Raw genomic sequence first — 21,982 nt, 5'->3', positions numbered from 1 at the left:
GTATCCGCGGAGACGGATACTGGTCATGCGACCCGTCGCCCGACACGACTCGTCGCCCGGCATACCCCGTTCGATGACGAACCGGAGACTTCATGACGACCTCGATCGCGCGCCCGGTGCGCTCGCCGTCGCGGCGGGCGGTGGCTGATGCGCATATCGGATGATGGCGGCACGCCCCGAGCCGGACGTGCCCGCGGCGACCGCTCCGCCCCGCGCGCGGGCGAGGAGACCGAGGCGCCGAGTCGAGTGGCCCCCGCGTCGTTCGCCGTGCGGAACGCGTCGATGGAGGAGGCGGAGTCGGTCGGGGCCCAGGTCTTCCACCGGCACACGCTCCGGCCGCTGGACGCCGCGCGTCCGCCGCGGCTCACCCTGACCTCGTACCGCGCCGGCCCGGTCACGCTCGGCACGGTGCAGTACAGCGCGGGGGCCCGCGTCGAATCGGGATCGGTGCCCGGCGCCTATCAGATCAACATCCCGCTGACCGGAACCCTTCGCACCGGACGCCCCGGCGAACAGATGCTCGCCACCGGCCTCCGGGCGGCGCAGTACGGACTCCACCCGCACGGCTTCGAGGGGTTCGAGACGCCCACTCGCGTGCTCGGCATCAAGATCGACTCCGCGGCGCTCGAATCACGCCTCGAGTCGCTGCTGGGAAGGCGGCTCGGTGGTGCCCACATCGAGTTCGCGCTGGAGTTCCCGCTCACGAGCCCCGCGGCACGCGACTGGTTCGCGGTGGTGCAGTTGCTCGCGCGCCGGCTGTGGGGGCCGTCGGGACTCGGCGCGGATCCGGTCGTGCGGGATGGTCTGCAGGAGGCGCTCATGGCGGGCCTCCTCGTCGCTTCTCCGCACGCATTCCGCGACGAGCTGGCCCACCCCGGAGACGCGGCGGGCCCGGGGGCGATCCGCCGTGCGATCGCCTACGTCGATTCGTCGCCCACGGTCACGTCGCTCACTGTCCCCGAACTCGCGGCGGTGGTCGGCGTCAGCGTGCGCGCCCTGCAGATCGGCTTTCGCCGGGCGCTCGACACCACGCCGCTGGCCTATCTGCGCCAGCGACGTCTGACGCTCGCGCGACGCGAGCTGGAGCGTGCCAGTGCGCCGGAGATCTCCGTGGCGCAGATCGCCGACCGGTGCGGATTCGCGCACCACGGGCGTTTCGCGACCGACTACCGGCGGCGCTTCGGCGAGTCGCCCGTGGAGACGCTCCGCCGCGGCTGAGCGGCGTTCCCCTCGATATCCGATTCGCGCAGTAGGCCTTGGCGGTGCATCGACGCGGGGCGAGGGTAGGTCTGCCCGTTCCCGGGCCGGCGGCGCCCGACGGCACCGCCGTTCGCAGACTCGACGAGGAGTTCGCCATGACCATATCCGCCTCCACTCGACCGTCCGATTCGGTCCGCGTGCTTCCCCCCGACGTCACCGCCGACGCGTTCGATGCGGCGATCGCGGAACTGGTCGCCGCCCTCGGCGACGAGTGGGTCCACGTCGACCCGGCCGAGGTGTCCCGCTACGACGACGAGTTCCCCGTCACCGGAGACCTGTCGTTCACGGCGAGCGCCGTGGTGTATCCCGGCTCCACGGAAGACGTGCAGCGCATCGTGCGCATCGCGAACGAGTACCTGGTGCCGTTGCACGCGATCTCCACGGGGAAGAATCTCGGGTACGGCGGTGCCGCCCCGCGCGTCGCGGGCAGCATCATCGTGCATGTGGGGCGCCGGCTGAACCGGGTGCTCGAGCTGAACGAGAAGTACGCCTACGCGCTGATCGAGCCGGGCGTCACCTACTTCGAGCTGTACGCGGCCATCCAGGAGAAGGGGTACGACCTCTGGATCGACGGCCCCGATCTCTCCTGGGGGAGCATCGTCGGAAACACGCTCGATCGTGGCGTCGGATACACGCCGTACGGCAACCACTCCGCCTGGAAGTCGGGGATGGAGATCGTCCTGCCCGACGGCGATGTGCTGCGTACGGGCATGGGCGGGATCCCCGGCAGCAACACGTGGCAGCTGTTCGCCCCGAGCTTCGGGCCGCAACCCGACAACCTGTTCGAGCAGTCCAACTTCGGCATCGTCACCAAGATGGGCGTGCAGCTCATGGGGGCACCGCCCGCGGCGGAGACGTTCCAGATCACGTTCGATCGGGCCGACGACCTCGGCGCCATCATCGACACGATGCTGCCGCTGCGCATCAACATGGCGCCGCTGCAGAACGTGCCGGTGCTGCGCAACATCTTCCTCGACGCGGCGCAGGTCTCTGCGCGCGCGGATTGGCACGCGGACGACACCCCGATCCCGGATGAGGTGGTGGACCGGATGAAGGCCGAACTCGGCCTCGGGTACTGGAACCTCTACGGCACGGTCTACGGACCGCCGCCGGTCATCGAGCAGTACCTGGCGATCATCGAGGGATCCTTCGGGACGATCCCGGGGGCGAAGTTCTCCACCACGCAGACCCGCCCGCTCACCGAGGAGGACCGCGGGGCGCACACCCTGCACGATCGGCACCGGATCAACACCGGCATCCCGACCATCGAAGAGGCGAACCTGCTGAACTGGCTTCCGGATGGCGCGCACATGGGATTCTCGCCCATCTCCGCCCCCGACGGCGAAGACGCCCTGCGCCAGTTCCGGATGGTGAAGGCCCGGGCGGATGCGGCACGCAAGGACTACGCCGCCCAGTTCGTGGTGGGCCTGCGCGAGATGCACCACATCAGCCTGCTGCTCTACAGCCGGACCGATGCCGTGCAGCGCGATGAGACGCTTCGCCTCGTGCACGATCTCATCGACGAGGCCGCGGCGCACGGGTACGGCGAGTACCGCGCGCACCACGCCTGGGCCGACCACGTCGCCGACACCTACTCCTGGAACGATCACGCCCAGCGTCGCTTCAACGAACGTCTCAAGGACGCGCTCGATCCGCGCGGGATCTTGAACCCGGGGAAGGCGGGCATCTGGCCCGCGCGCCTGCGCGGCCGCGGACTCTGACTCCGCCATCCGCACGCTGTCCGCGACGACCGGGTCGCCCCGGGTCGCGGATCGGGGGCAGCGTGCGGACCGCGGAGGGTTGCTCAACGAAACCGGGACGGGCGTGATTCAGTCAACGAAATCGTGACGATCGTCACGAAAGTCTTGACACAGGGGCTTGGGTCGCCCACGATGGCGGAGTCAGCACACCGCGGTGCCGACGCGTGCGGGTGCATTCTTGCCCGAGCGTGACGACGCCGCGCCGTGGCCGACATCCCGCTGACCCGTTCCTTGAGAGGCCCTTCGATGAAGAAGACCCTTGCAGCATTCGCTCTGGCGGCCGTCGCCGCACTGACCTTGGCCGGATGCTCCGACTCGGCCGCCCCCGCGGCGAGCGACTCCGCCGCCCCCGAAGGCTCCGGGGAGCTGACGCCCGTTCGTGTGGCGGCGCTCCCGATCGCGGAGACCGGCGCCCTCTGGGCCGCGATCGACGCGGGAATCTTCGAGGAGCACGGCCTCGACGTCGAGGTGGTGCCCGCGCAGGGCGGCGCGCAGGCGATCCCCGCTCTGCTGAGCGGCGACATCGACTTCGCGATCGGGCAGCCGATGGGCCCGATCCGCGCGAGCCTGCAGGACCTGGGCGTCGTGATCTTCAGCAACTACGCCTCGAGCCTCGCCGACGGAGCCGACGTCAACTCGGTCGTCGCCCTCGGTGACTCGGGCATCACGAGTCCCGCCGACCTCGCCGGCAAGCGCGTATCGGTCAACAGCATCGGCGCCGCGGGCGACCTCACCATCCGCAAGGCCGTCGACGACGCGGGCGGCGACTCGTCCACGATCGAGTTCATCGAGGTCGCGTTCCCCGATGTGAAGGCGCAGCTCGAGGCCGGCAACATCGACGCCGGCTGGGCGCCCGACCCGTTCCGCGGCCAGATCGTCGGCGCCGGGGGCGTCGACGTCGTCTCGCCGTACCAGGCCACGATTCCGGGCCTCACCGTGCTGACGAACTTCACGACGCAGGAGAAGATCGACAGCGATCCCGACCTCGTCGCCGCGTACTCCGAGGCGATGACCGAAGCCCTCGCCTACGCGACCGACAACGAAGACGCCGTCCGTGCGGCGATCGTGAAGAACCTCGAGATCCCGGAGGCGGCGGCTGCCGCCATCACACTGCCCGACTTCACGCCCGAGCTCGGCGATGCCGGGATCGAGGACCTGGCCGCGCTCGCCGTCGAGTACGGCTACATCGACGCCGAGCCCGACTTCGACACGCTGATCCAGCCGCAGTCGTGACTCCCGGGGATGCCGCCCCCGCGGCGGCATCCCCGCATCCCCTCTTCCCGGAAGGCGTCTCATGACCCTCGCCCCTCCCGCGCCGGTGCACACCTCGACGATCGTCGTTCCGCGCACCCGCCGCCGGTCGCCGCGTTCCGTCCGCAAGGCGGCGCTCGGCGTGCTCGGCATCGTCGGGTTCCTCGGATGCTGGCAGCTCGTCGCGATGGCCGGCATCGTCAGCCCCACCCAGCTCCCCTCCGCGGTCGACACCTTCTCGCAGCTCGCGAAGATGGTCACCGATCTCGAGTTCTGGCGGAACGTGGGTCGCACCATGACCGCCTGGCTGATCGGACTCGCGATCGCCGCGGTGCTCGGTATCGCGCTCGGTGCGCTGGTCGGGATGATCCCGTTCCTCCGCCGCGCGACGCACTCGATGGTGGAGTTCCTCCGCCCAATCCCCTCGGTCGCCCTCATCCCGCTCGCGATCCTGGCGTACGGCATCCAGATCCAGGCCGCGCTCGTGATCATCGTCTACGCGTGCTTCTGGCAGGTGTTCGTGCAGGTGCTCTACGGCGTCGCCGACATCGACACGGTCGCCCGCGACACCGCACGCAGCTTCGGGCTCACCCGCTCGGCGCAGCTGCGAAGCCTGGTGCTGCCCACCGCCCTGCCGTACATCTTCACGGGGCTCCGGCTCGCCGCCGCGGTCGCCCTCATCCTGGCGGTCACCGCGGAGATGACCATCGGCAACCCGGGGCTCGGCCGCACGATCGTGCAAGCCTACAACGTGGGCAACATCACCACCGTGTACGCGATCGTGCTCGTCACGGGCGTCCTCGGGCTGATCGTCAACCTCGGCTTCCGTGCCATCGAGCGCCGGGCCCTCGCCTGGCATCAGTCGGTGCGCGGGGAGGAGATCCTGTGACCCTCTACACGAGCACCGTGCGAACGGCACCCGCCCGCCCGTCCATCTGGGGCGGTCTCTCGCGCAGCGTCGGGTTCGCGATCGGACTCCCGATCGTGCTGCTCGTGATCTGGGGAATCTGGGGCACGGTGTCGCCCGCGAAGTTCTTCCCCGGGCCGCTGACGATCCTCGACGCGTTCATCCAGACCTGGATCGGTCCGGCGTTTCTCACCGACGTCATCCCGAGCCTCGCGCGCCTCTCCCTGGCGATCGTGCTGGCCGTCGCGATCGGTGTCGCCGCCGGCACGGTCATCGGCCTCACGCGCTGGCTGCGCGAGCTCCTCGAGCCGCTGCTCGAGTTCTTCCGCGCCATCCCGCCGCCCGTCCTCATCCCGGTGTTCGTGGCCCTCCTCGGCGTGACCGACAACATGAAGATCGTCGTCATCGTGTTCGGATCGCTCTGGCCGGTGCTGCTGAACACCGTGGAAGGGGTGCGCGGCACGGATGCGGTCATGACCGAGACGGCGCGCTCGTTCGCTCTCACCCGCTCGCAGCGGCTCTTCGGACTGGTGCTGCCGGCCGCGAGTCCGCGGATCATGGCGGGCGTTCGGCAGACCCTGTCGGTCGCGCTCATCATGATGGTGATCTCGGAGATGTTCTACTCGTCATCGGGACTCGGCTTCCGGATCGCCTACTTCCAGCGCAACTATCTGATCGCGGAGATGTGGAGCGGCATCGTGCTCCTCGGTCTCGTCGGCATCCTGCTCGCGGTCATCTTCACTCTCGTCGAGCGCAGGGTTCTGCGCTGGTACCACGGAATCAAGGAGGTGGAGCGTGCCTGACACACTCCTGCAGGTCGAGCACCTCAAGAAGGTATACGAATCGTCGACGGGCTCGGTCGAGGCGATCGGCGACATCGATTTCACGATGAACCGCGGCGAGCTGGTGTGCATCGTCGGTCCGTCCGGATGCGGAAAGACGACCCTGCTCAAGTGCATCGCGGGGCTCCTCTCCCCGACGGCGGGGTCCGTCGTGCTCGACGGCAAGAAGGTCACCGGCCCCCCGCCGAACATGGCCCTCGTCTTCCAGGAATACGGCCGCAGCCTCTACCCGTGGCTCACCGTGCGCGGCAACGTGGAGCTGCCCCTGAAGCACAAGAAGCTCAGCAGGGCCGAGCGCGACCGGCTGATCGACGACGCGCTCGCGGCCGTCGGGCTCGACCACGCCGCCGGAAGCTACCCGTGGCAGCTATCGGGGGGCATGCAGCAGCGCGTCGCCATCGCGCGCGCCGTCGCCTACCAGCCCGAAGTGCTCATCATGGACGAGCCGTTCGCGGCGGTCGACGCGCAGACCCGCGCCGACCTCGAAGACCTCGTGCGGCGCCTGCACCTCGAGCGCGGCATGTCGATCCTGTTCGTGACCCACGACATCGACGAGTCCGTCTACCTCGGCGAGCGGGTCGTCGTGCTCTCGAAGTCGCCCACCTGGGTGCAGGAAGACCTGAGGGTCGACCTCGCCCCCGAGCGCGACCAGATCACCACGCGCGCGCTGCCGCGCTTCACCGAGCTCCGCACGCACGTGTACGAGCAGATCCAGCGCGCCAAGCGCGGCGAAGCCGTGCGGCCGGTCGCCTGAAGTGCCGGCCATCGCCACGCAGGCGCGCGCCGCGGACACGACTCCGGATGCGGCATCCGCCCGCAACCCCAAACAGCTCCTCCTCGCCCTTCTCGGCGAGCAGCTCGACGTGGGCATGGACGATCCGGTGCGCGCGGGCGTGTACCTCGACGTGCTCGAGGGCGCCGGGGTCGCCGTGCCGACGGCCCGTGCGACGCTCGACCGCATGGTGCTTCGCGGGTTCCTCACCCGCGGCCGCGTCGGCCGGGGGGTCGAGTACGGTCTCACCGATCACGGCCGCGAGGTGCTGCGCGAGGCATCTCAGCGCGTGCACTCCCCGCATCCGTTCTCGCCCCAGGGACAGGGATGGACGCTCGTGACATTCTCGGTGCCCGAGGGCCAGCGGACGCTTCGGCACCGACTGCGTGCCGCGCTCACCTGGGAGGGCTTCGCGCCGGTGCGCGACGGACTGTGGGTGGCGCCCGGGGCGGTCGACCTCGTCGCCGCGCTCGGCTCGCTCCGCGACGAGCTCCCGGAGTCGTGCGTCGTGGCGTTCCGCGCGCAGGACCTGCCGGAGTTCCCGCTCGCCGCGTCGGTGCGCGGCGCGTGGGATCTCGACGCGCTGCGGGCCGCCCACGAGCGGTTCCTCGCCGTGTGGGACGATCCGGCGGTGCTCGCCGCATCCGTGCCTCCGGCATCTGCGCTCACGATGCTCGTGTCGGACTGGCTCGCGCTGCTCCGCGCCGACCCGCGCCTGCCCGGCGACTTCCTCGACGAGGATTGGCCGGCCGCCCGGTCGATCGCCGCCTACCGTGCGCGGCGCACCGAACTGCTGGCCGCCGCGCGCGAGGATCTCTCCGCGCTCGCCGACCGCTGACCACCCTTCCTTCGTTCGGCCCGACGCCCCTATTCCGCGAGACGGGATCTTCGCGCCGAGACAGTGGGGTTACCCCGATGTCTCGGCGCCCCGATCCCGTCTCGCGGTCGGCTCGGGGTTGGGGCTCGGGGCCGAGCGCTCGGGCGGGGCGGGGGTCAGTGCCGGCCGAAGCGGGCGCGGAGATCGGGCTTTCGGATCTTGCCGGATGCGGTGCGCGGCAGGTCGTCGACGACCACCACGTTCTTCGGCAGCTTGTAGCGGGCGAGCACCCCGTCGAGCTCGGCGCGCACCGACTCGGTCGTCACCTGCGCTCCCTCGCGGAGCGTCACGACCGCCCACGGCACCTCGCCCCAGCGCTCGTCGGGAACGCCGATCACGGCGACACCGGAGATGCCGCGGATGTCGCTGATCAGGTTCTCGACCTCGGCCGGATAGATGTTCTCGCCGCCGGAGATGATCATGTCCTTCAGCCGATCGGCGATGTAGAGGTACCCGTCTTCGTCGAGATACCCGAGGTCACCGGAGCGGAACCAGCCGTCGTCGGTGAACGCGGCGGCCGTGGCGCCCGGGAGTCCGTGGTACCCGAGGAACACGTTCGGGCCGGAGATCTCGATCTCGCCGACGGTGCCGCGCGGCACCATCCGCCCCGCGTCATCGGCGATCCGGACGTCCGTGAAGAAGTGCGGCAGCCCGACGCTGCCCTGCTTGGTGCGCGTCATGTCGGGGGCGAGCGCGGTCGCTCCGGGCGAGGTCTCGGTCATCCCGTACCCCTGCGAGAACGACAGTCCGCGTTCCTCGAAGGCGTTCAGGATGCGGGTGGGCACGGCCGAGCCGCCGCACGTGAGCTTCTGCAGGCTGGAGGTGTCGGCATCCGGCCAGCTCGGGTGATCGGCCATCAGCTGGTAGGTCGTCGGCACACCGCTCAGCATCGTCACGCGGTGGCGTTCGATGAGCGTGAGCGCGCGGCCGGCCTCGAACCCCTTCTCGAGCACGATGGTGGCGCCCTTGAGGATCACGGGCAACGCGCCCATCCCGAGCGATGCGACGTGGAACAGGGGCGAGATCATCAGGGCGATGTCGGTGGAGACGACGTCGTAATCGATGATGCAGTTCATGGCGCACCAGGTGAGGTTGCCGTGCGAGAGCACCGCGCCCTTCGCCTTGCCCGTCGTGCCCGAGGTGTAGACGATGGCGGCCGGGTCATCGAGCCCGACGGTGACATCGGCATGGCCGGCGCCCGCCTCGGCCATCCACTGCCGGAGCCCGGGGATGCCAGCCGCCCCGCCGCCCGTGAGGATCGCGTGCGCGATCTGCGCCGCCTCGATGCCGTCGGCGACTCGGCCCGCGAACTCCGCGTCGTGGATCAGCGCCCGCGCGCCCGAGTCTGTGAGCACGTGGGTCACCTCGGGCGGGGCGAGCCGGGTGTTCACCGGCACGAACACCGCGCCGAGCTGCGCGCACGCGAACAGCACCTGCAGGAACTCTGGGCTGTTCTCACCGAGATACGCGACCGCATCCCCCTTGCCGATCCCGCGCTGCGAGAGCACGGCCGAGATGCGGTCCGCCGCGTCGGCGAAGGCCCGGTAGGTAAGCACCTCGCCGTCGCCGAAGATCACGGCGGGCTTGTCGGGATTCTTCCGTCGCCGGGTGGCCATCCAGGAGCCGAGTCCGTGGTTCTGCATCGTCATGTCCTCTTCGTCGAGGTGGCGCGTTCGGTGTGTGCGGGTCAGGCGTAGAAGCGGTAGAGCCCGCGGGCGACGACGGCGGGCTTCGTGCCGCCCTCGATCTCGATCGTCTGGTCGACGGCGAACTGGTAGCCGCCGGCGACCTCGGTCACCTCGGCGATCACCGCCCCGCCGCGGACGCGGGATCCGACCTTCACCGGCGAGACGAAACGCACCTTGTCGAGGCCGTAGTTCACCTTCGTCGTGACGCCGTCGAGATCGAAGAGCTCCGACCAGAACTTCACCGTCAGCGACAGCGACAGGAACCCGTGCGCGATCGGCGCACCGAACGGGCCGTCCTTCGCGCGCTCCGGATCGACGTGGATCCACTGGTGGTCGTCGGTCGCGTCCGCGAACAGGTCCACCCGGTCCTGGGTGACCTCGACCCAGTCGGTCCAGCCGAGGTCGGTGCCGACGAGGGTCGGGGCGTCGGGGTAGGCGGCGGTGGTGGTCATGATGTCTCCTCGTGGTGGCTGGGCTCTTGGTGGATGAGAGGGGTCGGATGCCGCCCGTCGGGCGTGCGGCGGGTCAGGTGAACGCGGATTCGCCGGTGAGTGCGCGTCCGACGATGAGGGCGTTGATGTCGTGCGTGCCCTCGTACGAGTAGACGGATTCCGCATCCGCGAAGAACCGTGCCGCGTCGTGGGCGAGGAGGATGCCGTTGCCGCCCTGGATCTCGCGGGCGAGCGACACGGTCTCGCGCGCGAGCAGCGCGGTCTGCATCTTCGCGAGCGCGGACGTCTCATCGCGCACATCGCCCGCGTCCTGTGCGGCCGAGAGCCGGGTCACGATCCCGAGCGAGGAGGTGAGGTTTCCGAGCATCCGCGCGAGCTTCTCTTGCACGAGCTGGAACCCGCCGAGCGGGCCGCCGAACTGCTCGCGCGCGCCGACGTAGCGGAGGGCGGCATCGAGCGCGCCGGCCTGCATCCCCGTCGCGATCCACGCGACGTCGGAGCGGAGCGCGCGGAGGATACCGGCGACGTCACGCCACGCCCGCACCCGCGGCAGCCGATCGGTTTCCGCGACGCGGACGCCGTCGAGCGCGACGTCGAAGTTCTGCATGGGCCTGAGCGACACCTTGCCCTCGATGCGGGTGAGCGCGACGCCGGGCGCGGTGCGCGGAACCAGGAACGCCTTCACCTGCCCGTCGGCGACGTCGCGCGCGAACACGACCAGCACGTCGGCGGTGTCGGCGCCGCCGATCCACCGCTTCGCGCCGTCGATCACCCACGCGTCGCCGTCCCGCCGCGCGGTGGTCTCGAGGCCGCCGGCGATGTCGGATCCGTGCCCGGGCTCGGTGAGGGCGAAGACCCCACGGATGCGGAACGCCGCGATCTCGTCGTCGAGCGCCGCGAACTGCGCGGGGGAGCCGCCGAGGCGGACCGCGGTTCGGAACAGGCCCGACTGCGCGTTGTACGCGGTCGCGACCGACGCATCGGTGCGCGCCAGCACATAGGTGCGCCATCCGGAGAACATCGAGGACGCGGCCTCGTCCGCATCCACGCCGTCCGGGCGCATGAGGTCGAGGGCGATGAGGGGATCGAGGACGGATGCGGGCAGGGTCGCCGTCTCCCACGCGGCAGCGAGCTGCGGATGCACCGCGCTGCCGAGCACCTCGTCGAGCCGCGTCAGCGCAGCGACGGCCGCCGGGCTGAGGTGCGCCCCCGCGAAGCCGAGGGCGTCGACGCCGAACGGCGACGCGCTGCGCAGCAGAGGGGGCACGATCAGCCCAGTCCGAACAGGCGAACCGCGTTGTCCTTCAGGATGCCGGGCATCGCCTCGGGCTTCAGGTCGGTCAGTTCGACGTCGCGAAGCCAGCGGTCAGGGGTGAGCAGCGGAAAATCCGAACCGAACAGGATCCGCTTCTTCAGGAACGAGTTCGCGGCGCGCACGAGCTGCGGCGGAAAGTACTTCGGGCTCCACCCGGACAGATCGATCCACGTGTTGTGCTTGTGGGTCGCCACCGAGATGGCTTCGTCCTGCCACGGCACGGACGGGTGCGCCATGATGATCTGCAGGTCGGGGAACTCCGCCGCGACGGTGTCGAGCAGCATCGGGTTCGACAGGGCGAGCCGAAAGCCGCGTCCGCCCCGCATCCCCGCGCCGATCCCGGTCTGGCCGGTGTGGAAGAGCGCCACGACACCGGCGTCCTGCAGGGCTGCGTAGAGCGGGAACCACGCCTCGTCGCTCGGGTCGAAGCCCTGCACGGTCGGGTGGAACTTGAAGCCCCGCACGCCGTGGTCCTCGATGAGACGGCGGGCGCGATCGACGGCCGCTGCGCCCTTCCGCGGATCGACCGAGCCGAACGGGATGAGCACGTCGTTGTTGCGGGCAGCGCCCTCGGCGATCTCCTCGCTGGAGAGCGGGGCGTGGCCGAGCGCCGTCTCCGCATCGACCGTGAAGACGACAGCGGCCATCTGCCGCTCGCGGTAGTACTGCGCGACCCCGTCGAGGTCGGGCCGGCCGACGTCGGCACTGAAATAGGCGGATGCGGCATCGGCCAGGTCGTCCGGCAGGGACGAGTGCCCATGGGCATCGACCTCGATGTGCACGTGCACGTCGATCGCCCGGACCGCGGCGACATCGATGGCGGGTTCGTAACGGGTCATCTCGGCTCCTTCGCGCGAGACGGGTGCCCGGGCGCGAGCCCGAGCATCCGGAGTCAGGGACGCTGAAGATCTTCCGGCAGGGCCGGGAACCGCTCGCCGACGGACTGCGCGTGGTCACCGATCACGGCGGGGAACTCGTCTTCGAGTGCGGCGTAGGTCCAGCCGCCGTCGCGGTAGGCCGTGACCACCGGCTCGGGATGCGACCAGAGCTGGATGCGGTCGCCACCGACCCCGATCGCCTGACCGGTGACGCCGGATGCGGCATCGGAGGCGAGGTAGGCGATCAGCCCCGATACGTCGTCGGAGGTGCCGAAGCCGAGATCGTGGCGGTAGAACGCCGGCATCGGGGCGCCTGCCGCATCCGCCTCCACGGCCGCTGCGAAGTACGGCACGGTCGCCGTCATCGCGGTCGCGGCCACCGGGATCACGGCGTTCGCGGTGATACCCGCCTTCTTCAGCTCGAGCGCCCAGGTGCGCACCATGCCGACGATGCCGGCCTTGGCGGCTGCGTAGTTGGTCTGGCCGAAGTTGCCGCGCTGGCCGGTCGGCGATCCGATGCAGATGATGCGACCGGCGATCTGGTTCTCGCGCATGTAGGTGGCTGCCTCGCGGACGCACGTGAACGTGCCGCGCAGGTGCACCCCGATGACCGTGTCGAAGTCGTCGTCGCTCATCTTCCACAGCACGGTGTCGCGGAGCACCCCGGCGTTCGTGACGAGGATGTCGAGCCGGCCGAAGGTGTCGACGGCGGTGCGCACGAGCTCCTTCGCGGTCTCGGAGGAGCCGACCGGGGCGACCACGGCGACGGCCGTGCCGCCCGCGCTCTCGATGCTCGCGACGGCCTCGGCGGCGGTGTCCGCATCCACGTCGTTGATGACGACGGCGGCGCCCTGCCGGGCGAGCTCCTGCGCGTACGCGAGGCCGAGTCCGCGGCCGGATCCGGTGACGATGGCGACTTTGCCGTCGAGAGACATGGGGAACTCCTTCGTTGGTGTCTTCATTGAAGCGCCTAGTCGTTGAAATTGTCAATTATTGTTTCGCACACTCTTTGCTACTCTTCGGTCATGACGTCGAGCGATGCGCCCTCCGTGCGCGAAGCGCGGGCGACCCGGAGCACGGCTGCGGCGGGTGACCTGTCCACGTCGTCGCTGACCGACGACGTGAGCTTTCTTCTCGCCCGCGCGAACGCGCTCTCGCTGGCGGCCGGAAACGCGGCGCTCGCGCCGCACGGGCTGAAGGTGCGCTCGTACTCGGTGCTCGCGCTCGTCGCCGACGGGGCCCGCCCGAGTCAGCGTGAGCTCGCGGCGTTCCTCCGGCTCGACCCCAGCCAGGTCGTCGCCCTCGTCGACGACCTGCAGCGGCGCGGACTCGTGGAACGCCGACCCGACCCGGCCGACCGCCGGGCGAACGTGGTGCGGGCAACGGATGCCGGACGCGCGCTGCATGCGCTGGCGCTCGAGTCGGCGCGGGTGGCGGAACGGACGCTGCACGCCGACCTCGACGAGCGCGAACGCGCGCAACTCGCCGGGCTGCTGCGCCGCATCGCGTTCTCCGACTAGGTGCGTCGGCGGGGCGGGCGGCGGTGCCGGGCGGCGCCGCGAGGTGCGGGCGCCGTGGGATGCCGGAAGTCAGCGCCGTTCGAGGACGAACCGGTCGCGGCCCGCGGCCACCCCGACGGCGAACTGCGCCACGAGCACCGCGATCAGCAGAAGCAGCGGCGCCGTCCACCCGGGGTCGAGCGCGTGCAGCGCGCCGAACGAGATCGGCCCGGCGGCGGCGAAGAGGTAGCCGACCGACTGCGACATGCCCGACAGGGCCGACGAGGTCGCCGGGTCGCGGGCGCGCTCCGCCATGAGGGTCAGCGACATGTTGAGCGATGCGCCCGCCGCGAGTCCGCCGCACGCGGCCCAGAGGGTCAGCGCGTCGGGCGCCACGATCAGGCCGATGCCGGCGACGACGCCACCGACGGGGAGCGCGGCCGGGACCCACCGCCGGGCGCGGCCGCGCAGGGCGAGCGGCACGGCCAGCGAGCCGATGACGCCCATGACCTGGAAGATCATCACGTCGAATCCGGCCGTCACCGCCGACCGGCCGTGCGACGCCGCGAACGGCGCCAGCCACGTCACGAGCATGTAGAACGACGACGACTGCAAGCCCATGTACGCGGCGACCTGCCAGGCGACCGTGTCGGTCCAGATTCCCGAGCCGCGTCGCGTGGTAGCGGCAGGCTGCGCGCCGGTGCGCCGCGCGGGCGGGGAGTGCGGGGAGCGGGCGATCACCCACACCCAGAGGGCGATCGCGATCGGGAGGAGGGCGGATGTGGACGCGAGCGCGATGCGCCATCCGTCCGATCCGCCGCCGACGGCCTGCGAGATCGGCACGACGACGCCCGACGCCACGGCGCCCACGCCGCCGAGCAGGGCCGTGTAGACGGCCATCATGAGCGGGACGCGGGTGCCGAAATCACGCTTGACGACGGCCGGCATCAGGACGTTGGCCACCGCGAGTGCGACACCGATGAGCACGGTGCCCAGCCAGAGATTCACCGATGCCCCCGGCCAGGAGCGCCAGGCCGTTCCCGCGCCGAGCGCGATCATCGCCCACAGCACCACTCGCGACATCCCGAACCGCGTCGACAGCGCGTGGGTGGCGGGCGAGACGATCGCCCAGGTGAGCAGCGGCACCGACGCCAGCGCCCCGAGTGCCGCGCTCGTCGTGCCCTGGTCGTCGGCGATCTGATCGAGCAGCGGCCCGACCCCCGTGATCGTCGCGCGCATGTTCGCCGCGATCAGGCACACCGCGCAGACGAGCAGGGCGATGCGCGGGCCGCGCGGCGATGGGGTCACGAGCACGGGACTCTACTCCGCCTCATCCCGCCCGCCCCCGCCCGCCCGCTCTGACCGCGAGACTGCAGTGGAGCCGCGAGACGTCGGCTCCCGACCGCTGTCTCGCGGCCCACATGCTGTCTCGCGGTCAGAGGCACCGGGGGAGGGGGTCAGGGCAGCCTGGTTTCGAACGGCCAGCCGGTGTAGGCCTCGGCGAGGTAGCTGCGGCCGGCCTCGGACTCCACGACCGAGCGCAGTTCGCCGAGCTGGCGTTCCCGGTCGAACTGCGAGGCATCCGGCGCCACGTGCAGCATGCTCGTCATCCACCAGGAGAAGTGCTGCGCCTTCCAGATGCGGCGCAGCGCCGTCTCGGCGAACGCGTCGAAGGGGCGCTCGTCGTTCTCGACCAGCAGCGCGCCGAGGGCACGGTCCAGCAGCACGACGTCGGCGACCGCGAGATTCATCCCCTTCGCGCCCGTCGGCGGCACGGTGTGCGCGGCGTCGCCGATCAGCGCCACCCGGCCGCGCCGCAGCTGGTGGGCGACGAAGCTCCGGAACCGCAGCACGTCACGCTGGAAGATGTGCCCCTCGTGCAGGGTCGTGCCTGGCACGCGCGCCTGCAACTCGGCCCAGATCTGCGCGTCGCTGAGGGAATCCGGGTCGGTGTCGGGGTCGCACTGGAAGTACATCCGCTGCACGGTCGCGCTCCGCTGGCTGATCAGGGCGAACCCGTCCGGGGAGTTGCTGTAGATCAGCTCGTCGGCGCTCGGCGGGGCATCGCAGAGGATGCCGAACCACGCGAACGGGTACTCGCGGAAGAGGTCGCTGCGGATGCCGCCGGTGACGGCCGAGCGCACCGCCGATCGGGAACCGTCGGCACCGACGACGACGTCCGCCTCGATCTCGAAGGGGTGGCCGTCCGCATCCGTGCCGATCACGCGCGGGCGGGTCGTCTCGGCGTCTTCGACCCGTTCGACGGTGATGCCCAGGCGAAGATCCTGCCCCGCCGCGAGGCGCGCGGCGACGAGGTCGCGGAGCACCTCGTGCTGCGGATAGAGCCACACACTCCGCCCGGTGAGGGAGGGGAAGTCGATGCGGTGACCCTCGCCGGCGAAACGCAGCTCGATGCCGTCGTGCCGATTGCCGTCTTCCAGAACGCGCGTCGACGCGCCGCTCTCGACCAGCAGATCGACCGTGCCCTGCTCGAGGATGCCGGCACGGATCGTGTTCTCGATCTCTTCGCGCGAGCGCCGGTCGACCACGATCGACTCGATGCCGGATGCGGCCAGCAGGTGCGACAGAAGCAGGCCGGCGGGCCCCGCTCCCACGATTGCGACGCGCGTACGGTCGGCGGTGGTCATGACGTCTCCTTCGACGGTCAGGCAATCGGATGCGGAAGTCAGCTTCGCGCGGCGGGGCGCCGCATCCGCCGACAGTTCTCACTCACTGGGAGTCCGCCGGATCAGCGTGCGGGCGCAACCGGCCGTTCGCGCGCGTTCCGGGTGCGCCACGCGCGCCAGGCGCCGGTCGACCAGAGCGCCCAGACGACCAGCAGTGGCTGGAAGAGGAGGCGGATGCCGCGGGCGAGGTCGGTGTCGAGGCCGAACGCATCCGTACCGCGCACGAACTGCTCGATGTTGCCGGGGAACACGGCGACGAAGAATGCGGCGACGATCCAGCCGACGAGCACGCGGTGTCGTGCCAGAAGAATGAGGGCCAGCCCGAGCGCGATCTCGACCACGCCCGAAGCGACGACCACGAGATCGACCGGCAGGGGCAGCCACTGCGGCACCTGCGCGACGAACGACTGCCGCGCGAAGGTCAGGTGGCCCGTGCCGGCGAAGACGAGGCCCGCCCCGAGCGCCCAGCGGGCGATCGTCCGGGCAGCGCTCATGTCCCGATCGTAGGCGACGCACGGCGGAGGGCGGCGGGTCGCACCCGCGCCGCGCGGCGGGTCGCGCCCGGGCGCGCCGGGGGTCGCGCCCGGGCACCGGCGCCTCCGCCCGGGTAGCCTCGGCGGAGGAGGGGACGGGCATGAGTGACGGTGTGCTGCGGCGGGCGATGGACGTGCTGGCCGCCTTCACCGACGACGATCCGCAGCTCACCGCGAGTCAACTGGCCGCCCGCTCGGGGCTCGCGCTGTCGACCGTGCACCGCCTGATCGGCATGATGGTGGAGCTCGGGATGCTGACGCGCACCCCCGGACATCGGTACGCCGTGGGGGCGCGACTGTGGGAGATCGGCGAGCTCTCACCGCTCGCGGCGCACCTGCGCGAGACCGCGCTGCCGCACATGGTGCGGTTGTACGAGGCGACGGGCGAGAACGTGCATCTCGCGGTGCTCGACGATCCGACTCCGGCGGCCGCGTCCGCCATCTTCGTCGGGCGCATCACGGGACGCGGATCGGTTCCGACGATCAGCCGAAGCGGCGGGCGCCACCCGCTGCACGCGACGGGCGTCGGTAAGGCGCTCCTCGCCACGCGCGACGAGGGCTGGCTCGAGGCGTACCTCGCGGCGCCGCTGGAGCTCGAGACGCGGTTGTCGATCACCGATCCGGTGCGGCTGCGGGCAGATATCGAGCGGGCGCGGGGGCGTGGGTACGCGACCACCCGTGAGGAGATGACGCTCGGCAACTTCTCGGTCGCCGCGGCACTCGGCGTCGTGCCGGGCCTGCCGGTGGCGGCCATCGGGATCGTGGCTCATCTCGACGACGCCCATCACGAGCGGCGCCTCGCCCCGCTCGTGATGCAGGCCGCGAAGGATCTGACGCGCGCGCTTCGGCATCCGGATTCCCACTGATTGAGAACGCCGATGCCAGGGGAGGGCCCTCCGGTGCGAATCTGGGTGCACGTGTGTGGAACGTCGAAGGAGACCCCATGATCGCTGCCGATCCGGCTCGCGCCGCCAGTGAGCAGGCCATCAAGGCCGCTGCGCCCGAGTCGCTGCTCGCCTCGCCCGATATGCCCAGCCAGCGTGAGATCACCGCGGAGATCGCGGAGCTCCACGCCGATGCCGCGGCGCGCGACGCCCGCGGCGAGTCGGTGCCGACCACGCTCTACGACTTCCGGCCGTACCGCTCGAGCGTGCTGCGCCATCCGACGAAGAACCCGCGCCTGGTCGATCCCGAGACGATCGAGCTGTCCTCGCCGGCGTACGGTCAGCGCGACGTCGCCGCGATCGAGGCCGACCTCACCCTGCAGCATTCCGGCGAACCGCTGGGCGAGCGCATCACGGTCGCCGGCCGCGTGGTCGACGCGTGGGGTCGTCCGGTGCGCAACCAGCTGATCGAGGTGTGGCAGGCGAACGCGGCCGGACGATACATTCACCAGCGCGATCAGCATCCGGCTCCCCTCGACCCGAACTTCACGGGCGCGGGGCGCATGGTGACCGGCGAGGACGGCGAGTACTTCTTCACCACGATCAAGCCGGGGCCGTACCCGTGGAAGAACCACATCAACGCGTGGCGGCCGGCGCACATCCACTTCTCGCTGTTCGGCACGGGCTTCACGCAGCGGATCATCACGCAGATGTACTTCCCGAGCGACCCGCTGTTCGCGCTCGACCCGATCTACAACACGATCCGCGACCAGAAGGACCGCGACCGCCTGATCTCGACGTACGACCACGACCTGACGGTTCCCGAGTTCTCGATGGGGTACCGCTGGGACATCGTCGTCGACGGTCCGGATGCGACGTGGTTCGAGCCCGAGGGAGAGCACTGACATGAGCGATACCGGCAACGACACCGGGCTGAGCGACGCGCCGTCGGTCACCGAGGACTTCCGCGCGGCGGGCCTCAGCCGCGCACGCGCCGCGATCGCCGACGACCGGGGACCGGCCGCGCACGCGCCCACCGGCGGGCAGACGATCGGCCCGTTCTTCGCATTCGGCCTGCAGTACCCGAAGATGCACGAGGTCGTCTTTCCGCACACCCCCGGCGCGATCGTCGTCGGCGGCACGGTCTACGACGGTGCGGGAGCACCGATCCCCGACGCGTGCGTCGAGATCTGGGGTGCCGACAGCGACGGCACGATCTCGCGGGAGCGCGGCTCGCGCCGCCGCGACGACCACACCTTCACCGGTTTCGGTCGCGCGTTCACGACCGACGAAGGACGCTACGAGTTCTGGACGCGCAACCCCGGCGCCGAGCCCGGCAAAGCACCGTTCTTCGCCGTCGTCGTGTTCGCGCGCGGGCTGCCGAACAAGCTGCACACCCGCATCTACCTGCCCGAAGACGCGGCCGCGCTCGCGGCCGACCCGCTGCTGTCGGAGCTGAGCGACGCCGAGCGCGCTACGCTCGTGGCGACGCGAACGCCCGAGGGATATCTCCGCCACGACATCCGATTGCAGGGCGAGAAGGAGACCGTGTTCCTTGCCTTCTGACCCGATCGGCGCCCTCGACGAAGGACTGCTCTCGCCCGTCACGGTCGGTGCCGACGCGGAGGTGTCCGACGCGGCGATCCTCGCGGCCCTCATCGAGGTCGAGGTCGCGCTCACCCGCGCGTGGGCGACCGTCGGAACGGCACCGGATGCGGTCGCCGTCGCGGTCGCGGATTCCCTGGCCGTCGCCGGCGGGATCACGCTCGCGCGGATCGTCGCCGCATCCGTGGCCGGCGGGAACCCCGTCATTCCGCTCGTCGGGGCGTTGAAGGAGCGCGTGCCGCTCGAGACGCGCGCGTGGGTGCACCGCGGTGCGACGAGCCAGGACATCCTCGACTCCGCGCTCATGCTCGTCTCGCAGCGGGCCGGGGCGACGGTGCAGACCGCGATGCGGGAGACCGAGCAGCGGCTCGCCGTGTTCGCCGCGACGCACCGCGACGTCGCCGCCGCCGCCCGAACGCTCACGCAGCACGCCGTGCCCACCACCGTCGGCGCCCGCGCGGCGGGCTGGCTGCGCGGTGTGCGGCGCGCCCGCATCCGGCTCGATGAGACTCTGGCGGCGCTTCCCGCGCAGCTCGGCGGAGCCGGCGGCACCCTCGCCGCGTTCGTCGAGATCGGCGGAGCGGATGCGGCCGCCGCCCTCCCCGCCGCGTTCGCCGGTGAGCTCGGGCTCGCCGTCCCGGACGCCCCGTGGCACGTGCAGCGCTGGCCGGTCACCGAGCTCGGCGATGCGCTGGTGCAGGCGATCGACGCCCTCGGCAAACTCGCGACCGACGTCGCCACCCTCAGCCGCACCGAGATCGGTGAGCTGGCCGAGGGGGCGGGGGGCGGCTCGAGCGCGATGCCGCAGAAGCAGAATCCCGCGGCATCCGTGCTGATCCGCTCCGCGGCACTACGGGCCCCGCAGCTCGCCGCGACCCTGCACCTGGCCGCGGCGCTGGCGGCGGACGAGCGTCCGGACGGAGCCTGGCACGCGGAGTGGCCGACGCTGCGGGAGCTGCTGCGCCTCGCGCTCGGCGCCACGGCGACCGGGGTGTCGCTCGTGGCGGGCCTCCGCGTCGACGCCGCGGCGACTGCCCGGAACCTGGCCGCGACCGGCGGCCTCGTCGTCGCCGAACGCCTTTCGCTCGCCCTGACCCCGCTCCTCGGCTCCGACGAGGTCGCGCGCATTGTCCGCGACGCCGGCCGCGGCAGCGACCTGCGGGCGCTCGTCGCGGTGGCGCTCGAGGCGGCGGTCGATCGCGCGCCGGGCGCGACGCATCCGGCGGATGGCGTCGACGACCTGCTCGATCCGGCGCACTACACCGGGCTGGCCGGGGAGCTCGTCGACGGTGCGGTGCGTGCGGCGGCGACAACTCCTCCAGATCCTGCGCATGCGGCCCCAGTGGACGATTCGGGCGTGTTGTGGAGGAGTTACGCAGACGAGCCGGCGGCCACCCACCCCGGCGAGCCGGCGGGGGCTCCGGGTTCTGACGCGCCGACGCGTGGTTTGCCGGGTCGTGGTTTGCCGGTTTCTGGCGCGCCGGCGCCTTCGACCGACGTGTCGCCCGGCTCCGCGGCTGAGGCGGAGAGCGCGCAATGACTGTGCCCACCATCACCCTGACCGACCCCGAGGGGCCGTCGGCCGCGCCGCTGCTCGTTCTCGGGCCGTCGCTCGGCACGTCCACGATCCTGTGGGAGGCGGCTGCGCCCGCCCTCCGCGCGCGCTACCGCGTCACCGCCTGGGATCTGCCGGGGCACGGGGAGTCGCCGCATCCGACGTCGCCCTTCACCGTCGGCGAGCTCGCGGACGCCGTCGCGGAGGCGGCACGGGCCCAGGGCGCGGACCGCATCCTGTACGCCGGAGTGTCGCTCGGCGGCGCGACCGGACTCGCGCTCGCGCTGCGGCATCCGGGCCTCGTGGCGGGCGCGGCGATCGTCGCCTCCGGCGCGGTGCTCGGTGACCCGGACTCCTGGCACGCCCGCGCGGCGCAGGTGCGCGCGCAGTCCACGTCGTCGCTCATCGTGAGTTCTGCCCAGCGCTGGTTCGCGCCCGGGTCGATCGAGCGCGAACCCGACCTGAGCGGGCGGCTGCTGCACGCCCTGCAGAACGCCGACGACGAGGGATACGCCCTCTGCTGCGAGGCGCTCGCCGCGTACGACGTGCGCTCGCGGTTGTCCGAGATCCGGGTGCCGATCCGGGCGCTCTGGGGGCGCTTCGACCAGGTCGCCCCCGAAGCGAAGGCGGTCGAGATCGCGGCCGGCGTGCCCGGCGGCAGCGCCGACGTCATCGAGGGCGCCGCACACCTCCCGCCGGCCGAGCAGCCGGAGGCCACCGCATCCGCGCTGCTCGACTTCTTCGGCAGCCTCCCGGAAGGACACCGCGCATGACCCGACCCGACGGACTCACCGATGCGGAACGCCACGCGCAGGGCATGGCGGTGCGCCGCGACGTGCTCGGCGACGCGCACGTCGACCGCGCGGTTGCTGGAACCGTGCCGCTGACCGCGGACTTCCAGGACCTCATCACCCGCTACGCGTGGGGCGATATTTGGTCGCGGCCGGGACTCGCCCGCCGCGAGCGGTCGGTTGCGGTGCTCACCGCCCTCATCGCGCTCGGGCATCACGAAGAGCTCGCGATGCATCTGCGCGCAGCGATCCGCAATGGTCTGACGCAGGACGAGATCGTCGAGGTCATCCTGCAGTCGGCGATCTATTGCGGCGTGCCGGCGGCCAACACCGCCTTCCGCATCGCGACGGACGTCTTCGCGGCCGAGTGATCCGCGGCGCGGGCCCGTGTGGGTTCGCCGTCGTCGGATTTCGGTAACGCGGGCC

At 71.2% G+C, this 21,982-nt stretch carries 22 protein-coding genes; 14 read left to right on the top strand and 8 right to left on the bottom strand.

Going from position 1 to position 21,982, the window contains the following annotated elements:
* Positions 1-147: 147 nt before the first annotated feature.
* The 7 genes from LQ938_RS14300 to LQ938_RS14270 all read left to right on the top strand — a co-directional run bounded on the left by LQ938_RS14300 (position 148) and on the right by LQ938_RS14270 (position 7,630).
* Entirely contained in the window at positions 148-1,218 is a 1,071-nt protein-coding gene (locus LQ938_RS14300; protein WP_223723188.1) for a helix-turn-helix transcriptional regulator, read from the top strand.
* Between the two features lie 137 nt (positions 1,219-1,355).
* Positions 1,356-2,981 (top strand): FAD-binding oxidoreductase, encoded by a 1,626-nt coding sequence (locus tag LQ938_RS14295; RefSeq protein WP_223723187.1) that lies wholly within the window; start codon positions 1,356-1,358, stop codon positions 2,979-2,981.
* Between the two features lie 285 nt (positions 2,982-3,266).
* A complete protein-coding gene (locus LQ938_RS14290) occupies positions 3,267-4,253 on the top strand; it encodes an ABC transporter substrate-binding protein (protein ID WP_223723186.1) in 987 nt (328 codons plus the stop codon).
* A gap of 61 nt (positions 4,254-4,314) precedes the next feature.
* Positions 4,315-5,160, top strand: coding sequence for an ABC transporter permease (locus LQ938_RS14285; RefSeq protein WP_223723185.1), 846 nt, complete (start codon positions 4,315-4,317; stop codon positions 5,158-5,160).
* Positions 5,157-5,981 (top strand): ABC transporter permease, encoded by an 825-nt coding sequence (locus LQ938_RS14280; RefSeq protein ID WP_223723184.1) that lies wholly within the window; start codon positions 5,157-5,159, stop codon positions 5,979-5,981. The genes LQ938_RS14285 and LQ938_RS14280 overlap by 4 nt, the downstream gene beginning before the upstream one ends.
* Positions 5,974-6,774, top strand: coding sequence for an ABC transporter ATP-binding protein (locus LQ938_RS14275; protein WP_223723183.1), 801 nt, complete (start codon positions 5,974-5,976; stop codon positions 6,772-6,774). The genes LQ938_RS14280 and LQ938_RS14275 overlap by 8 nt, the downstream gene beginning before the upstream one ends.
* Before the next feature lies 1 nt (position 6,775).
* Complete coding sequence (locus tag LQ938_RS14270) at positions 6,776-7,630, top strand: PaaX family transcriptional regulator (protein WP_223723182.1); 855 nt, start codon at positions 6,776-6,778, stop codon at positions 7,628-7,630.
* 155 nt (positions 7,631-7,785) lie between these two features.
* Here the strand turns inward: LQ938_RS14270 and menE are convergent, their stop codons facing one another.
* The 5 genes from menE to LQ938_RS14245 form a co-directional block, all read right to left on the bottom strand.
* The gene (gene menE, locus LQ938_RS14265; protein WP_223723320.1) at positions 7,786-9,312 is read right to left on the bottom strand and encodes an o-succinylbenzoate--CoA ligase; all 1,527 of its coding nucleotides are present in this window, start codon (positions 9,310-9,312) and stop codon (positions 7,786-7,788) included.
* A 44-nt stretch (positions 9,313-9,356) separates the two neighbouring features.
* Entirely contained in the window at positions 9,357-9,809 is a 453-nt protein-coding gene (locus tag LQ938_RS14260; RefSeq protein WP_223723181.1) for a MaoC family dehydratase, read from the bottom strand.
* 73 nt (positions 9,810-9,882) lie between these two features.
* Positions 9,883-11,076, bottom strand: a complete 1,194-nt coding sequence (locus LQ938_RS14255; RefSeq protein ID WP_374197487.1) for an acyl-CoA dehydrogenase family protein — start codon at positions 11,074-11,076, stop codon at positions 9,883-9,885.
* 2 nt (positions 11,077-11,078) lie between these two features.
* Complete coding sequence (locus LQ938_RS14250) at positions 11,079-11,963, bottom strand: amidohydrolase family protein (protein ID WP_223723180.1); 885 nt, start codon at positions 11,961-11,963, stop codon at positions 11,079-11,081.
* Positions 11,964-12,016: 53 nt separating this feature from the next.
* The gene (locus tag LQ938_RS14245) at positions 12,017-12,937 is read right to left on the bottom strand and encodes an SDR family NAD(P)-dependent oxidoreductase (RefSeq protein WP_223723179.1); all 921 of its coding nucleotides are present in this window, start codon (positions 12,935-12,937) and stop codon (positions 12,017-12,019) included.
* A 90-nt stretch (positions 12,938-13,027) separates the two neighbouring features.
* On the opposite strand from LQ938_RS14245, the gene LQ938_RS14240 reads away from it, so the two are divergent.
* Positions 13,028-13,522 carry a MarR family winged helix-turn-helix transcriptional regulator gene (locus tag LQ938_RS14240; protein WP_223723178.1) on the top strand — a complete coding sequence of 165 codons (495 nt, stop codon included), beginning with the start codon at positions 13,028-13,030 and terminating at the stop codon, positions 13,520-13,522.
* 69 nt (positions 13,523-13,591) lie between these two features.
* Here the strand turns inward: LQ938_RS14240 and LQ938_RS14235 are convergent, their stop codons facing one another.
* The 3 genes from LQ938_RS14235 to LQ938_RS14225 form a co-directional block, all read right to left on the bottom strand.
* Complete coding sequence (locus LQ938_RS14235; RefSeq protein WP_223723177.1) at positions 13,592-14,809, bottom strand: MFS transporter; 1,218 nt, start codon at positions 14,807-14,809, stop codon at positions 13,592-13,594.
* Between the two features lie 149 nt (positions 14,810-14,958).
* Positions 14,959-16,149, bottom strand: a complete 1,191-nt coding sequence (locus LQ938_RS14230) for a 4-hydroxybenzoate 3-monooxygenase (RefSeq protein ID WP_223723176.1) — start codon at positions 16,147-16,149, stop codon at positions 14,959-14,961.
* A gap of 101 nt (positions 16,150-16,250) precedes the next feature.
* Entirely contained in the window at positions 16,251-16,682 is a 432-nt protein-coding gene (locus LQ938_RS14225; protein WP_223723175.1) for a DoxX family protein, read from the bottom strand.
* Positions 16,683-16,822: 140 nt separating this feature from the next.
* Between LQ938_RS14225 and LQ938_RS14220 the strand changes: the two genes are divergently transcribed.
* The 6 genes from LQ938_RS14220 to pcaC all read left to right on the top strand — a co-directional run bounded on the left by LQ938_RS14220 (position 16,823) and on the right by pcaC (position 21,927).
* Positions 16,823-17,587, top strand: coding sequence for an IclR family transcriptional regulator (locus LQ938_RS14220; protein ID WP_223723174.1), 765 nt, complete (start codon positions 16,823-16,825; stop codon positions 17,585-17,587).
* Between the two features lie 77 nt (positions 17,588-17,664).
* Positions 17,665-18,510, top strand: coding sequence for a protocatechuate 3,4-dioxygenase subunit beta (gene pcaH / locus LQ938_RS14215; protein ID WP_223723173.1), 846 nt, complete (start codon positions 17,665-17,667; stop codon positions 18,508-18,510).
* Position 18,511: 1 nt separating this feature from the next.
* The gene (gene pcaG, locus LQ938_RS14210; protein WP_223723172.1) at positions 18,512-19,171 is read left to right on the top strand and encodes a protocatechuate 3,4-dioxygenase subunit alpha; all 660 of its coding nucleotides are present in this window, start codon (positions 18,512-18,514) and stop codon (positions 19,169-19,171) included.
* The gene (locus LQ938_RS14205; protein WP_223723171.1) at positions 19,161-20,750 is read left to right on the top strand and encodes a lyase family protein; all 1,590 of its coding nucleotides are present in this window, start codon (positions 19,161-19,163) and stop codon (positions 20,748-20,750) included. The genes pcaG and LQ938_RS14205 overlap by 11 nt, the downstream gene beginning before the upstream one ends.
* Positions 20,747-21,538 (top strand): alpha/beta fold hydrolase, encoded by a 792-nt coding sequence (locus LQ938_RS14200; protein ID WP_223723170.1) that lies wholly within the window; start codon positions 20,747-20,749, stop codon positions 21,536-21,538. Before LQ938_RS14205 ends, LQ938_RS14200 begins: the two co-directional genes overlap by 4 nt.
* Positions 21,535-21,927, top strand: a complete 393-nt coding sequence (gene pcaC / locus LQ938_RS14195; protein ID WP_223723169.1) for a 4-carboxymuconolactone decarboxylase — start codon at positions 21,535-21,537, stop codon at positions 21,925-21,927. Before LQ938_RS14200 ends, pcaC begins: the two co-directional genes overlap by 4 nt.
* Positions 21,928-21,982: the final 55 nt, after the last annotated feature.

It is taken from the genome of Microbacterium sp. cx-55 (genome assembly GCF_021117345.1).
GTDB lineage: Bacteria > Actinomycetota > Actinomycetes > Actinomycetales > Microbacteriaceae > Microbacterium.
The sequence above is the reverse complement of the archived record's forward strand: the minus strand, read 5'-3'. Positions and strand labels throughout refer to the sequence as shown.

Excerpts from the sequence above, each read along its gene's own strand:
- pcaG (WP_223723172.1), top strand. The coding sequence starts at position 18,512 with ATGAGCGATACCGGCAACGACACCGGGCTGAGCGACGCGCCGTCGGTC.
- LQ938_RS14225 (WP_223723175.1), bottom strand. The coding sequence starts at position 16,682 with ATGAGCGCTGCCCGGACGATCGCCCGCTGGGCGCTCGGGGCGGGCCTC.
- LQ938_RS14245 (WP_223723179.1), bottom strand. The coding sequence starts at position 12,937 with ATGTCTCTCGACGGCAAAGTCGCCATCGTCACCGGATCCGGCCGCGGA.
- LQ938_RS14290 (WP_223723186.1), top strand. The coding sequence starts at position 3,267 with ATGAAGAAGACCCTTGCAGCATTCGCTCTGGCGGCCGTCGCCGCACTG.
- pcaC (WP_223723169.1), top strand. The coding sequence starts at position 21,535 with ATGACCCGACCCGACGGACTCACCGATGCGGAACGCCACGCGCAGGGC.
- LQ938_RS14200 (WP_223723170.1), top strand. The coding sequence starts at position 20,747 with ATGACTGTGCCCACCATCACCCTGACCGACCCCGAGGGGCCGTCGGCC.
- menE (WP_223723320.1), bottom strand. The coding sequence starts at position 9,312 with ATGCAGAACCACGGACTCGGCTCCTGGATGGCCACCCGGCGACGGAAG.
- LQ938_RS14240 (WP_223723178.1), top strand. The coding sequence starts at position 13,028 with ATGACGTCGAGCGATGCGCCCTCCGTGCGCGAAGCGCGGGCGACCCGG.
- LQ938_RS14250 (WP_223723180.1), bottom strand. The coding sequence starts at position 11,963 with ATGACCCGTTACGAACCCGCCATCGATGTCGCCGCGGTCCGGGCGATC.
- LQ938_RS14285 (WP_223723185.1), top strand. The coding sequence starts at position 4,315 with ATGACCCTCGCCCCTCCCGCGCCGGTGCACACCTCGACGATCGTCGTT.
- LQ938_RS14260 (WP_223723181.1), bottom strand. The coding sequence starts at position 9,809 with ATGACCACCACCGCCGCCTACCCCGACGCCCCGACCCTCGTCGGCACC.
- LQ938_RS14220 (WP_223723174.1), top strand. The coding sequence starts at position 16,823 with ATGAGTGACGGTGTGCTGCGGCGGGCGATGGACGTGCTGGCCGCCTTC.
- LQ938_RS14295 (WP_223723187.1), top strand. The coding sequence starts at position 1,356 with ATGACCATATCCGCCTCCACTCGACCGTCCGATTCGGTCCGCGTGCTT.
- LQ938_RS14300 (WP_223723188.1), top strand. The coding sequence starts at position 148 with ATGCGCATATCGGATGATGGCGGCACGCCCCGAGCCGGACGTGCCCGC.
- LQ938_RS14230 (WP_223723176.1), bottom strand. The coding sequence starts at position 16,149 with ATGACCACCGCCGACCGTACGCGCGTCGCAATCGTGGGAGCGGGGCCC.
- pcaH (WP_223723173.1), top strand. The coding sequence starts at position 17,665 with ATGATCGCTGCCGATCCGGCTCGCGCCGCCAGTGAGCAGGCCATCAAG.